Genomic DNA, 12,890 nt, shown 5'->3' with positions numbered 1-12,890 from the left:
CATGCCGTCCCTTCGCCGGCATGCATTCACGCACGGCTTGCGAGCAGCTTCGCGATCGCCGCGACAGTGCCCGCCGCACCGTCGAGATCCACTGTCGCAGCCGGCGGGACGCCTTGTACCAGCGTCGTTTCGATAGCGGCAGCGAGCGCCTGCGCCCCGTCGGCAAGTTTCACGACGTGCGCCAGCCCGGCCCGTTCCAGCGCGGCGGCGCGCAGGGCCTGCTCGGTCTCGTTGCCGGCGTCGAAGGGGACGAGCAGCGCCGGCCGCCCGGCCTGCAACAGGTCGAGCGCGGTGTTGTAGCCGGCCTGGCTGATCGAGAGCGCGCAGCCGGCGAGAAGGCCGGGGAAATCCGGCCGGGCCCGTTCGACGACGGCATTGTCCGGAGCCGATTGTCGCAGGGTGGCGAAGTCGGCCTCGGAGACGCCGCGGCCGATCAGGAGATGGAAAGGCCGCTGCGGCATCAGCCGGGCAGCGGCGAGCGCGGTCTCGAACAGGGGCAGCGCCGCCGCAGAGCCGCCGCCGGAGACGAGGATGGTGCCGTCTGCATTCTTCAAGCCCTCATCCTGAGGAGCCATCTCGTCAGAGATGGCGTCTCGAAGGATGCTCGCCGAGGCTCCGGTGCCTTCTGGAGCATCCTTCGAGACGCCGCTGCGCGGCTCCTCAGGATGAGGGCATTGGGCTGATGTCGCCAGATAGCCAGTATAGATGAGCTTGCCTGCGATCTCCGGCGTCACCGGCCAGGAGGCTTCGAGCGGCAGGACGCCTGGGTCGCCATGGACCAGCACCGCATTGAACAACTTGGCGATCCGCTCGGCCGTCTCGGCCAATCGGTCCGGGCGCTGCGGCGCGACCAGCACGTCGCGGATCGACGATAGGACGAGCGCATCCGGATTGGCATCGCGTGCTGCCGCGATCAGCGCCAGGAACTCGCTGGCGAGCTGGCGCCGGCCGAACGGGAAATGCTCGGTGACGACGATATCGGGCGACACCTCGCGCGCCAGTGCGATCAGTTGCTCGCACCTTGCGGCCAGTCGCTCCGGCGTAGCGGCCTTTCCGTCCTCATCGAGCAGATTGCGGAAATCCGTGCCTTGCGTGCGCACCGGCGGCAATTGCACGAAGCGATAATCCGCCGCCGCCTTGTCGTCCGGCATGCCGCCGCTGGCAAGCGTCACCTCGTGGCCTGCTCCAGCCAGCGCCCGCGCCAATTGCCGCGCCCGCACCAGATGGCCGATCCCGAGCAGATGCGTGACCGCAACCAGAATGCGCGCACTCATGGCGCGCCATCATCCGTGCCGGCGACCGCCGCCAACAGCGCCCGATGCACCCGTTCCAGCCCGGCCTGCGCCGAGAACTCGGTCCGCAACCTGTCGAAGGCGGCGGCGCCGAGCTTCGCGCGCCAGTGCGGATCGCGCGCCAGCCCCTCCAGCGCTTTGGCCAGAGCCGTGACGTCGCCCGGCCGTAAAAGCCATCCCTCGCGGCTGTGCCGCACGAATTCCGGAATACCGGCGAAATCGGTGGCGACGATCGGCAGGGCCTGGCTCGCCGCCTCCATCATCACATTGGGCAGGCCGTCGCGGTCGCCGTTGTCCGCCTGCTTCGAGGGTAGCACGAAGAGATCAGCCTCCCGCAGCGCCGCGATCACCGCATCCTGCTCCTGCGGCCCGCGCCACTCGATCCGCGCCGCGAGGCCGAGCTTGTCCGCCTGCGCCTTCAAGGCGGCAAGCATCTCGCCGCCACCGATATGGATGAGCCGCCAGTTCAGCTCGGCCGGCAGGATCGCCAGCGCTGCCAGCAGGTCGTCGAAGCCCTTCTTCACCACAGCCCGCCCGATGGTGATGAACCGCACCGGCTCGGCCGGATCTGAGCCGTCGCGCGGCGCGCGCGCCTCGGGCGGGGCCGGAAACCGCGCGAGGTCGAGCCCGTGATAGAGAAGCGCGACCTTGTCCGCCCGCTCGGCGAGCCGGCTGAGCTCGGCATGGCCGTCGCGGGTGCAGGTCACGCCCCAGCGCGCGTCGGCGATCTTCTCGCGCTTCTCCCAGTCCGGCGTCGTCCAGATGTCCTTGGCATGGGCCGAGAACGACCAGGAGAGACCCCGGCTCAGCGCCGCATAGCGGATCACCGAAGCCGGCGTATGCAGGTAATGGACATGGAGATGGCGCGTGCTGGCCGGCAGCTCGCGGGCCATCACGCAGGCCTGGCCGAAGCGGCGCAGACGGTTGCGCGTGCGGTCTCGGGCAAGATCGCGCAGGAAGACGCCGAGCAGCCTGACGATGCTCGGCCGCGCGAAGGCCGCGGCGATCCCGCGCAGCACCCGCGGCCAGTCGTCGTGCAGATACTCCGGCAGGTAGTTCAGGGGCGCCGCGATCTCCCGATGCATCATATGCCGCGCACCATCGGTCGGATGACGCAGCGACCAGATCGCGAAGGGCAGGCCGAGCCGCTGCAGGCCGAGCAGCTCCTGGGCGATGAAGGTCTCCGACAGGCGCGGATAGCCCTTCATCGCGATCGCGACCGCCGGCCCTTCGGACTCGGCGCTGCTCATCTGCGGCCAATCAGCATGAAGCGGGTGTAGTTCTTAGTCGGCAGCGCGCCGGCGAACCACAGCTCCGACAGCCCGGCCTGCGCCTTGAAGGCCTCGAGCGAGGGCACGCAGCTGCGATGGTCCGGCTCGCGGACATAGTCGTTGGATTGCAGCAGCAGCGGCAACCCGGCCGGCAGGGTGGCGATCCAGCCCGGCACATCATCGAGATGCTCGCAGCTGGTGTTGATCACCAGCCCCGGACGCCCGCCTTCGACCCGCTCGAAATCGAGCCCCATCATGTCGGCGGTCACGGCCCGGAAACGCCCCGCAGCGACATGGCGATGGTTGAGAATTTCGGCGATCGGCGCGCAATCGGGATCGATGTCGAGGCTGACCAGCTCGGCGATGTCGAGGCGCGGCGCGGCCAGCAGCAGGGCGCCGAGGACACCGTACCAGGCGCCGAGAACGAAGACCGGTCCGTCCGGCTTCGGCAGCACTTTGGTCAACTCGTCCACCAACCAGCGCTTCGAAGCGATCTGCTTATGGTTGAAGGCAATCGAAAGATCAGCCGGCACCCCTTTGCCGACGAGCCGCGCCAGGTCGGCGACGACCGCATCGCCGGTCAAAGCTGCAACACCGCGCAGGATGTCATAGAGAGTGTCGGCAGGCGGTGCGCTGATCATGCGGACGACGAACGGAATACCATGATGCCGGAGGATTTGCGGGCGGCGGGACCATATGCACAGCCGCCGACAAACGCCAGCGTGGCCGCGCCGGGTGTGCTGCTGCCGCATCTGTCGAGTCCAGCCGCGCCATTGCGGCAGGTCCTGGCCGCTCATGCCGTGCGCCACTGCCCGCATGTGATCGAGATCGGCGGCGCCGGCTTGCCGATCACCGGTTTCCTGCATCATCGCCCGGCCTCGGTGACGGTGATCGACCCGAAGATTCCCGCTTTCGCTGCCGAGACACTGAACGGTGCGCCCTGCCGCGTCCGGCACCTGGCCGCGAAGCTGCAACAGGTGCCGCTGGCGCCGCCAGACCGACCTTTCGCGCTGGTCTTGCTCGGCCTGTCGCTGAAGCCGTTCGGCGCCAAGGCAGCCATGCCGCCGGAATTGCTGGCGCTGGCGCGAGCCGCCAGCGTGCTGGTGATCGACTACGCGCTCGACCTCCACCGGGCCAAGAACCTCATCGGAACTCTGCTGGCGACACGCGAGGACGCTCCGACAATCGATCTCGAGATCACAATCAATGACGCGGCGATGGCGCGAGCAGGCTATGATCGCCGCCGCTGGCTCGCATTCGGCGCTCCCTGACTGATTATATGGGCTTCTGCTCCGCCGGCGCCTCCGGCGCCGACTCGACAACGGTCGCGGCGCCTGCCGGCGTGCTGCCGAAACCATAGACCTGCATCGGCTTGTCGCGGCCCTTGACCGCGATCTTGTGCGGGACGGTGTCGCGATAGCTGCGGCCGGTCGCGCTCACCGTCTCGGCGGAGACGACGATATCCGAGAGGAGCCGCCGCGTTGCCGCCTCGAGCTGGCTCGCGATCATCACGGTTTCGCCGACGGTGATCTCGCGCCGCCCCATGCTCTCGTTCTCGACCGCGCCGACGATCGTCTGGCCGCCATGGATGCCGATGCCGATGCGCAGCGGCAATGGCAGGCCATTGGCGTATTCGCGGTTGAGCGCATCGACTGCGCGCACCATGTCGCCGGCCGCCGCGATCGCCGCCGCGCCCGCCCGCCCCGGCGTCGTCTCCAGGCCGAACACCGCCATCAAACCGTCGCCATAGATCGCCTCGATCCGTCCGCCATGCGCCGCGATCGCCTGGGACATCTCGTCATAGAAGCGGTTGAGCAGGGTCATCAGCTCGTGCGGCAATTGCCGCTCGGAGAGCGCGGTGAAGGCGCGCAGGTCTGCGACCATCACCGTCAGCCCCTTCTTGCCGATCCGATCGTCGGGATCGACAGTGCCCGACGGGCCGGCGCCGCGCTGCTTGGCGGCGAGCAGGATCTGGACCTGGAGATCGCGCTTCGGCCTGATCTGGCAGGCGAGCCGGACATGGTCGCCGGCCGAGATCCGGCGCAGCAGGCGCGCTTCCGCCTGAGCGGGCGGCGGCAGGTCATCTCCGCCGTCGAGCACCAGAACGCGGCAGGTGGCGCAGCGCGCCCGCCCGCCGCAGAGCGCGGCATGGGGAATGCCGAAGCGCCGGAAGATCTCGAGCAGGGTCGGGCCGGGAACGACGCGGCGCACGCCGTGGCCGACGAAGCGCACCGCGATGGCCCCCAGCGCCCGCGCGCGAAGCTCGCGCAGCACGACGAAGCCGGCAAAGCCGCCGATCAGGCCGAAGAAGGCCCGCTTGGCCCAGGTCACATGCAGATTGAAGGCATCGACCTGGTTGGCCGTATAGAGCTCGGGCGGGAGCGCCATCATCTGGGCTTCGCGGCCTGCCACCGAAAAGCCGATGATGGCCAGAAGCGGTATCAGGATCGAAACGAGCAGGAACGGATCGCGCCAGCTCGCATAGGCGTCGCGCGCCCGGAACGTGAAGTGCAGGCCGATCACGCCATGCGTCCAGACGAGCAAGAGCAGGAAGCTCTGCGACAAGGCGAGGCCCGGCCAAAGCCGGCGCAGCACCGCGTGATAGCTCTCGTCCTGGCCGAACAGGGAACCCTGGACCCTCGTGCCGACGATATGGTCGATCAGCAGGAGCGGGATCGCGACGCCGAGGATGATCTGGATCACTTCGCGCATCGGCATGCGGAAGGTGCGCCGCTGCGCCACGCGCAGCAAGGCGAAGACCGGATGGACGATGAGCGAGCCATAGAGCGCGACCGTGCCGACCCAGCTGTGCCAGAACCAGTAGCGCCACTCCTGCGCCGCCTCCATCGCCGCAACGCCGAAGATGCCGAGCGCATGGTTGAGGAAATGCGTGGTCGCGAAGACCATCAGGATGCAGCCCGAGGCGAAGCGCACGTCGCGGCTCCAGGACGACATCTGGTCGAAGCCTGAGGCGGGCTTGCGCCCCGCCGGCGTGCTCGGAATCGCTGTCATCGGCGCACCCGGCGCTTCAATGTGTCTTCTCGCCATGCAGGACGGAGTCGGCCAGGCGGTAGAGCCGCCCGGCGAGATCGCGCGACAGCGCGACCGAGAACTCCGGAATATTGTCGAGCAGTTCGAAGAACAATGTCCGCGGCAAGCGCAGCGCGACCACGTCGGTCTTGGCGGTGGACCGCGCCGCATAGGTCTGGTTGCAGAGCAGGGGCACATCGCCGATCAGGCTGCCGCTCGCGAGCCGGAAGGTCTTTGACGGTCCTTCCGGCGCCTCATGCGACAGCTCGACCTCGCCTTCGAGCACGCAATAGACCTCCTCCGGCTTGTCGCCCTCTTCGGTGATGACGGTGCCGGCCGGGAAATGCAGCCGCTCGCCCATCAAGGCGAGCAGCTTCAGCCGCGGCCCCGGCAGCCCGCGGAACAGGGGGATGGACTTCAGGCAGCCTATATCGCTCTCGAGCGTCATGTCCTTGCCTCGATCGGAACCGCGCCATTGGGAACCGGCAGATCGTCCTGCAGATCGTCCACCTCGTCGCTGGCTCCGCTTTTGCTGCCCACGCGGGCCACAGCTCCGTTGAATACGATCTTCTCAGGGATATCGGCAGCCAGCCCCTGATCGGTCAAGAGCAGGAATACCGTCTTGTCCTGGCAATAATTGCCGATACGCTGGATCAGGCCGCCGGGATCAGCACAGGTGACGGCGAAGGCATCGAGATCGAGCACCAGGATATCGGGTCGCTTGATCAGCGCCTGTGCCAGCGGCACCATCAGCCGCAGCCGCAGCGGTAGATGGCGGCCACGCAGCCCGACATCGGTGCCCAGTCCCAGGCGATAGGCCGCCGTGTCGAGTCCGGCGCGCGACAATGCCGCCCGGGCGATCTCCGCCACCTTGCGACCGGCATCGGGAACGCCGAAGCCGATACGCCCGAACAGCAGGTTGTCGCGCACGCTCGCGCCGTGGATCACATCGGCCGGATCGTAGAACTCGATCTCGTCGGCCTTCTCGCCGGGCAGATAGGTCTTGAAGCTGTGCCGGGCCCGCAGCACACGTCGGCGCAGGGCGACATCGAGCAGATTGAGCCGGTGCTTGGGCTCGATATAGCCGAGCGCGAGCGCGACGAGCTCGCGCTGCACGGTCGGATCGAGCAGGCTGCGCCGGTCATGCCGCCGCAGCGCCTCGGCGAGTTCGCCAAGCTTCTCCAGGTCGATCTCCCCGCCGAAAGCGTAGCGCTCGAACAGGACGTGGCCCTGCGGCAGGCCGGCGAAGATCTCGACCAAGGTCGAGGCGATGCGCCCGCCGATCTCGGCCAGCGGTTCCTCCAGCGCCTCGGCCTGCAGCACCGAGCGGGCGTAAGCGTCCTCGAGCAGGAATTCGGCCGGCTGGCGGCCATTGCGCATCGCGCCGAAGACGAGATTCTCCGCGATCGTCGCATTAGCGTTGTAGCGGTCGAGGTCGAAGGTCTCGATCAATCCGCCGAGCTTGGTCTTGGTCAGTTCGGCCGCGACGACCTTGCGCGCCTCGACGATTCGCTCGGCCGCGCCTTCTGGCAGCGGCGCGATCACCTTGGCGTCGAGGCCGAGCTCATAGATCTCGTCGGCGCAGCCGAGCGTGTCGAGCACGGCGAGCATCCGCTCTTCCAGCGCCTCCTCGCCGTCGAGGCCCACACCTTCATAGTCGTTCCAGTCGGCGCCGAAGGGCAATGGCGTGTTGCCGGCCCGCAGCGCCTCGATGAAGCGGCGATGCTCGTCCTGGTCGACGGCGCGGTCGGGCTTGACCACCGGCCGCCTGCGCTTCAGCGGCAGCAGGATGTTGTCGCGCAGCGAGCCGTTGATGATCTCGATCTCGGGGCCGGCATAGCCGATCAGATGGCTGGCACGCTCGACGCTGATGGCGGACAGGGGCTCGCCGTCGATCAGCACACGCCCGCCATAGCTCATCGTCTGCCGGCCGAGGATGCGGCCAAGCGTGTCGCGGCCGCTGCCCGCCGGCCCGATCAGCGCGACCTCCCCAGGTCGCTGCAAGCTCAGGCTCAGCGGTGCCAGCAAGGGCTGGCCGCGATTGTCGACCATCTCGAGCTTGTCGAGCCTGATCTCGCCGCGCGGCGGCAGCGGCGCGATCTCGCCCTTCTCCTCCAGCGTGACCACCTCGCTCGGATTGAACTGCTGGATCACCTGCTCGTATTTGATGGTGACGTCATTGCGCTGCTGCTCCCAGTCGATCAGTTCCTTGATCGGCGGCGGCAGGTCGCGATAGGCCGCGATCACCGCCACGAGCTGTCCGATGTCGAGCCGGCCCTGCAGGGCGAAGAAGCCGCCGACCGCGTAGAAGAAGAAGGGCGTGATCTGCGCCATCAGGTTGTTGAGGAACTTGACCGCGAATTTGCGCTTGTAGAGCGCATAGCGGATGTCGAACAGCGTCCCCAGCCGGCCCGCGATGTCCGACTGGATATAGGACGTCGCGCCATTGCCCTGGATGGTCGGCCCGGCATCGACGATCTCGCCGATGCGGCCCGCGAGCTGGCGCGAGGCAATCTGGCGCTCGCGGCCCAGACGCAGCTGCTCCTTGCGCAGGATCGGGATGATCACCGCCTGCATCAGGACGATGACCAGGGCGATCGAGCCGAGCCAGACGCTCTGCATCATGATGAAGGCGAGCGCGGTCAGCGCCTGGCTGAGCAGGAAGGCCGGCTGGATGAAGGCGTCGCCGACGAAGCTGCCGATCGGCTCGACCTCGTCCTTGATCATGCTGGCAACCTCGGCCGGCTTGACCGAGCGGATCTCTTCCGGCCGGAAGCGCATGAGCTGGCTGAACAGGTCGTAGCGCATGCGCCGGAGCATGCGTTCGCCGAGCACGCCCTTCTGCAGGTTGACGATGTATTTGAAGCCGCCGTTGATCAGGACGAGCGCGAGGAAATAGAAGCTCAGCGTCAGCAGCAGGCCGAGCTGGCCGACCTTGAAGCCCTCGAAAATCTGGATGCTGCCGCCGCCGAGGATATCGGGCCAATGTAGCGTCCAGTCGAACACCGTCGCCGTCGTCTTGCCATCCTTGAAGGCGCCGCCCTGGATGGCGTCGTTGACGATGCGCTTGGGGACGTCGAAGGACAGCCAGTTGAACGGGATCGAGACCAGGATCACGAGCAGAACGATGATCTGCTCCCGGCGACTCTTCTGCCAGACGTAACGGAAGAGGCTTCTCTCCAAGGGGCTTTCCCATCCCGCATCCGGACGAGCGAACACTCTGCCGGCTTGTCCCCCATATGGGGGCAGTTCACGACGCGGCGCAACATGCCGCTGGACTCGACAAGCCCGGCCGTTTCAAGTTCGCATCGAACGATGCGGCGCGCAGGCAGCGCCGCCCTGTTGCAAGATCGTCATCGGAACGGGACAAGGACGGCGGGACCGCAGAGAATGAGAGCGCTGCGTTGCAGCGGCAAACAAGCTTCGGCGGGAAATGGATCCGGATGGCGGTCTCGGCCGTTTGTTCGGACAACGAACATCAGGGGACGACGGCGTCAGCCGCAGATGAATATTCTCGAGATCAACGACCTGCGGATCGGCTTCACCATTCACGGCTTCGCTCGCGATGTCGTGAAGGGCGTCGATTTCCGGATTCCGGCCGGCAAGACCGTAGCGCTCGTCGGCGAGTCCGGCTCGGGCAAGTCGGTGATCTCGCAGGCGATCATGGGGCTGCTGCCGCGGGCCGGCGCCGTGACCGGCGGAAGCATCCTGTTCCGCGACCCACAGGCAGCCGATGCCGTCACCGACATCGCCACCCTTCCCGCCGAAGGCAAGGAGATCCGCAACCTGCGCGGCGGGCGCATCGGCATGATCTTCCAGGAACCGATGTCCTCGCTCTCGCCGGTCCACACCATCGGCAACCAGATCGAGGAAGCGCTGCAGCTGCACCGGCCGATGCCGAAACCGCAGGCGCGCGAACTGATCGAGGCGATGCTGAAGCGGGTCGGCTTCAAGGATCCCACCCGCGCCTATGACTTCTACGCCTTCGAGCTCTCCGGCGGCCTGCGCCAGCGCGCCATGCTCGCCATGGCGCTGATCTGCCAGCCGGCCCTGCTGATCGCCGACGAACCGACGACCGCGCTCGACGTCACCATCCAGGCCCAGGTGCTCGACCTGATGCGCGATCTCCAGGCCGAGATGGGCATGGCGATCCTGCTGATCACCCATGATCTCGGCGTCGTCGCCAACATGGCCGATGAGGTCGTGGTGATCTACCATGGCGAGATCATGGAGAGCGGGCCGGCCGAGGACATCTTCCGCCGCCCGCAGCACCCCTATTTAAAGGCGCTGCTCAAGGCCTCGCCGCATTTCGACATGCAGGAGGGCGAGCGGCTTGTCGCCCTGCGCGAGGCGCGCCCGCGCGCGCCGGCCGCGCCGAAACCGCCGCCGCAACGCCGCGATCAGCGGGCACCGCTGCTTGCTGTGCGCAACGTCCACAAGACCTATACGACCCATTCGAGCCGCTTCTTCGGCAAGGGCACGACCTCGACCGTGACCGCCGTCAACGATGTCAGCTTCGACATCGAGCGCGGCGAATGCCTCGGACTGGTCGGCGAGAGCGGCTGCGGCAAGACCACGCTCAGCAAGCTGATCATGCGGGCGCTGACACCGGATTCGGGCGAGATCCGCTTCGACGACGGCAAGGACTGCGTCGACCTCCTCTCGCTGCAGGGCGAGGCGCTACGCCGCTTCCGCCCCAAGCTGCAGATGATCTTCCAGGATCCGGTCTCGTCATTGTCGCCGCGCATGACCGTGATGAACCTCCTGCGCGAGCCCCTCGTCATCCACGAGCGCGGCGACGGCACCGAGCAGAAGGCTCGCGTCAAGGCCCTGATGGACGATGTCGGGCTCGATCAGCGCTTCCTCTCGCGCTATCCGCACTCCTTCTCCGGCGGCCAGCGCCAGCGCATCGGCATCGCCCGCGCGCTTGCGCTCGATCCCGAGCTGATCATCTGCGACGAGCCGGTCTCGGCGCTCGACGTCTCCGTCCAGGCGCAGATCCTCAACCTGCTCAAGGACCTGCAGGCCGAACGCGGCCTGACCTTCCTGTTCATCTCGCACAATCTCGCCGTGGTGAACTACATGGCCGACCGCATCGCGGTGATGGCGAACGGCCGCATCGTCGAGCTCGCGCCGCGCCATACGCTCTTCACCACGCCGGTCCACCCCTACACCAAGGCGCTGTTGAAATCGGTGCCCTTCGCCGATCTCGACCGCAAGCTCGACTTCAAGCTGGCGGCGCCCGGCGGTGCCTCCGACACCCGCCACTGGCCGGCCTCCTTCAAGCCCGACGCGCAAGGCGAGCCGCTCGCCCATCTCGATCTCGGGGCCGGACATCTCGTTCTCGCCAAGCCGGGCGCCGATGTCAGGGAGCTCGCCTGATGCGGATCGCGCGGCGGAGCTTTCTCGTAGGGTCGGGCGCCGCCCTCCTCGCACCGCGGCTCGGCCTCGCCGGCGTCGAGACGCTGATCGACAGTCCGGCGCTCGCCGCCAAGGTCACGGCCGGCGAACTGCCCGGTCTCGCCGAGCGCCTGCCGAAATCGCCGCGGCTGATCAACGTGGCGGCGATGGGCCGCGCGCCCGGCCGGCACGGCGGCACCATGCGCATGCTGATGGGCGACCAGCGCGACATCCGCATGATGACGATCTATGGCTACACCCGTCTCGTCGTCTACGATGACAAGCTGGAGCTCGCGCCCGATCTGCTGGAGAGTTTCGAGGTCGAGCGCGGCCGCGTCTTCACCTTGCGGCTGCGGGCCGGCCATCGCTGGTCGGACGGGCATCCCTTCACCGCCGAGGACTTCCGCTATTGGTGGGAGGATGTCGCCAACAACAAGCGGCTCTCGCCGGGCGGGCCGCCGCAGGCGATGGTGATCTCCGGCCAGACCTGCCGCTTCGAGATCCTCGACGAGCTGACGCTGCGCTACAGCTGGGCCGAGCCGAATCCGGTCTTCCTGCCGGCGCTCGCCGGCGCCCAGCCGCTCTATATCGCCATGCCGGCGCATTATCTGAAGCAGTTCCACCAGCGCTATGCCGCCAAGGAAGAGCTGGAGCAGAAGGTCAAGGCCGGCCGGGTCAAGGACTGGGGCTCGCTGCACGAGCGCTTCTCGCGCCAGTATCGGCCGGAGAACCCCGATCTGCCGACGCTCGACCCCTGGCGCAACACCACGGCGATCCCGGCCGAGCGCTTCACTTTCGTCCGCAACCCCTATTTCCACCGGATCGACGAGAACGGCCGGCAATTGCCCTATGTCGACGAGGTCACGTTGACCATCGGCAGCTCGGCGCTGATTCCGGCCAAGACCGCCGCCGGCGATTCTGACCTGCAGGCCCGCTATCTGCGCTTCGAGGACTACACTTTCCTCAAAGGCGCTGCGAAGCGGATGAATTTCGAGGTCAAGCTGTGGAAACGGGCCGAGGGCGCCTCGTTCGCGCTGATGCCCAATCTCAACGCGATCGATCCGATTTGGCGCGACCTCAACCGCGATGTGCGCTATCGCCGCGCGCTATCGCTCGCGATCAATCGCCGCGACATCAACCGCGTCATTTATTTCGGGCTCGCCAAGGAGAGCGGCAACACTGCTTTGCCCGAGAGCCCGCTCTACGATGCCGCGCTGGCGCAGCTCAACATGACGCCGGATCTCGCCGAGGCCAACCGCCTGCTCGACGAGATCGGCCTTTCCAAGCGTGATAGCGAGAAGATCCGCCTGTTCCCGGACGGGCGGCGCCTGGAATTCACCATCGAGACCGCCGGCGCCTCGACCGAGGAGACCGACATCCTCGACCTGATCAAGCAGGACTTCATCGCGATCGGCATCAAGATCCACCCGCGTTCAAGCCAGCTCGATGTCTTCCGCCGCCGCATCCTCGCCGGCCAGACGATCATGTCCGGCTGGACCGGCATGGACAATGCGCTGGTCGCCGCCGAAATGGAGCCGGACGCGCTGGCGCCCACCTCGCCCGCCCAGTTCAACTGGCCGCGCTGGGGCCAGTATTTCGAGAGCGGCGGCCGCGAAGGCGAAGCGCCCACCATTCCGGAAGCGAAAGAGCTGGTCGAGCTCTACCGGGGCTGGCGGCATTCGGCGACCCATCAGGAGCGCCGGGACATCTGGCAGAGGATGTTGAAGATCAACGCCGAGCAATTGTTCACCATCGGCGTGGTCAACGCCACGCTGCAGCCGGTCGTCGTCGCCAGGACGCTGCGCAACCTGCCTGAGAAAGGCCTCTACAGCTTCGAGCCGGGTGCCTTCTTCGGCCGCTACATGCCGGACACGTTCTGGTTCGAGGGGAAGTAATC

9 protein-coding genes are annotated in these 12,890 nt (G+C 67.2%); 3 read left to right on the top strand and 6 right to left on the bottom strand.

The features are described 5' to 3' along the window. Positions 1-26 precede the first annotated feature (26 nt). Genes V7S63_RS11445 through V7S63_RS11435 form a run of 3 tightly spaced genes read right to left on the bottom strand, consistent with a single transcriptional unit; the run spans position 27 to position 3,432 of the window. Positions 27-1,274, bottom strand: a complete 1,248-nt coding sequence (locus V7S63_RS11445; protein WP_336530307.1) for a glycosyltransferase family protein — start codon at positions 1,272-1,274, stop codon at positions 27-29. After that, positions 1,271-2,542 (bottom strand): glycosyltransferase family 4 protein, encoded by a 1,272-nt coding sequence (locus V7S63_RS11440; protein ID WP_336530306.1) that lies wholly within the window; start codon positions 2,540-2,542, stop codon positions 1,271-1,273. Before V7S63_RS11440 ends, V7S63_RS11445 begins: the two co-directional genes overlap by 4 nt. Continuing rightward, positions 2,539-3,432, bottom strand: coding sequence for a class I SAM-dependent methyltransferase (locus V7S63_RS11435; RefSeq protein ID WP_336530305.1), 894 nt, complete (start codon positions 3,430-3,432; stop codon positions 2,539-2,541). Before V7S63_RS11435 ends, V7S63_RS11440 begins: the two co-directional genes overlap by 4 nt. Between V7S63_RS11435 and V7S63_RS11430 the strand changes: the two genes are divergently transcribed. After that, a complete protein-coding gene (locus tag V7S63_RS11430) occupies positions 3,406-3,834 on the top strand; it encodes a hypothetical protein (RefSeq protein WP_336530304.1) in 429 nt (142 codons plus the stop codon). The two genes, V7S63_RS11435 and V7S63_RS11430, sit on opposite strands and share 27 nt — an antisense overlap. A 4-nt stretch (positions 3,835-3,838) precedes the next feature. Here V7S63_RS11430 and V7S63_RS11425 read toward each other — a convergent pair whose 3' ends face one another. The 3 genes from V7S63_RS11425 to V7S63_RS11415 are packed head-to-tail and all read right to left on the bottom strand — an operon-like array spanning position 3,839 to position 8,776. After that, entirely contained in the window at positions 3,839-5,575 is a 1,737-nt protein-coding gene (locus V7S63_RS11425) for an adenylate/guanylate cyclase domain-containing protein (RefSeq protein ID WP_336530303.1), read from the bottom strand. Between the two features lie 16 nt (positions 5,576-5,591). After that, positions 5,592-6,041: a cyclic nucleotide-binding domain-containing protein gene (locus V7S63_RS11420; protein WP_091838059.1), complete on the bottom strand. Its 450-nt coding sequence runs from the start codon at positions 6,039-6,041 to the stop codon at positions 5,592-5,594. Continuing rightward, on the bottom strand, positions 6,038-8,776 hold the full coding sequence (locus V7S63_RS11415; protein ID WP_336530302.1) for an ABC transporter transmembrane domain-containing protein: 2,739 nt from the start codon (positions 8,774-8,776) through the stop codon (positions 6,038-6,040). The genes V7S63_RS11420 and V7S63_RS11415 overlap by 4 nt, the downstream gene beginning before the upstream one ends. A gap of 321 nt (positions 8,777-9,097) precedes the next feature. Here V7S63_RS11415 and V7S63_RS11410 point away from each other — a divergent pair, with 321 nt between their 5' ends. Next, on the top strand, positions 9,098-10,975 hold the full coding sequence (locus tag V7S63_RS11410; RefSeq protein ID WP_336530301.1) for an ABC transporter ATP-binding protein: 1,878 nt from the start codon (positions 9,098-9,100) through the stop codon (positions 10,973-10,975). After that, on the top strand, positions 10,975-12,888 hold the full coding sequence (locus V7S63_RS11405; RefSeq protein ID WP_336530300.1) for an ABC transporter substrate-binding protein: 1,914 nt from the start codon (positions 10,975-10,977) through the stop codon (positions 12,886-12,888). The genes V7S63_RS11410 and V7S63_RS11405 overlap by 1 nt, the downstream gene beginning before the upstream one ends. The last annotated feature ends 2 nt before the right edge of the window (positions 12,889-12,890 follow it).

Source organism: Allobosea sp. CCNWLY174 (assembly GCF_037120455.1).
Taxonomy (GTDB): Bacteria; Pseudomonadota; Alphaproteobacteria; order Rhizobiales; family Beijerinckiaceae; genus Allobosea; species Allobosea lupini.
Note: the sequence above shows the minus strand (reverse complement) of the source record. Positions and strands in the feature narration are given on the sequence as shown.

What these genes read in the sequence shown, in the direction of transcription:
- V7S63_RS11425 (WP_336530303.1), bottom strand. Translation starts at nt 5,575, where the DNA reads ATGACAGCGATTCCGAGCACGCCGGCGGGGCGCAAGCCCGCCTCAGGC.
- V7S63_RS11420 (WP_091838059.1), bottom strand. Translation starts at nt 6,041, where the DNA reads ATGACGCTCGAGAGCGATATAGGCTGCCTGAAGTCCATCCCCCTGTTC.
- V7S63_RS11435 (WP_336530305.1), bottom strand. Translation starts at nt 3,432, where the DNA reads ATGATGCAGGAAACCGGTGATCGGCAAGCCGGCGCCGCCGATCTCGAT.
- V7S63_RS11405 (WP_336530300.1), top strand. Translation starts at nt 10,975, where the DNA reads ATGCGGATCGCGCGGCGGAGCTTTCTCGTAGGGTCGGGCGCCGCCCTC.
- V7S63_RS11410 (WP_336530301.1), top strand. Translation starts at nt 9,098, where the DNA reads ATGAATATTCTCGAGATCAACGACCTGCGGATCGGCTTCACCATTCAC.
- V7S63_RS11440 (WP_336530306.1), bottom strand. Translation starts at nt 2,542, where the DNA reads ATGAGCAGCGCCGAGTCCGAAGGGCCGGCGGTCGCGATCGCGATGAAG.
- V7S63_RS11445 (WP_336530307.1), bottom strand. Translation starts at nt 1,274, where the DNA reads ATGAGTGCGCGCATTCTGGTTGCGGTCACGCATCTGCTCGGGATCGGC.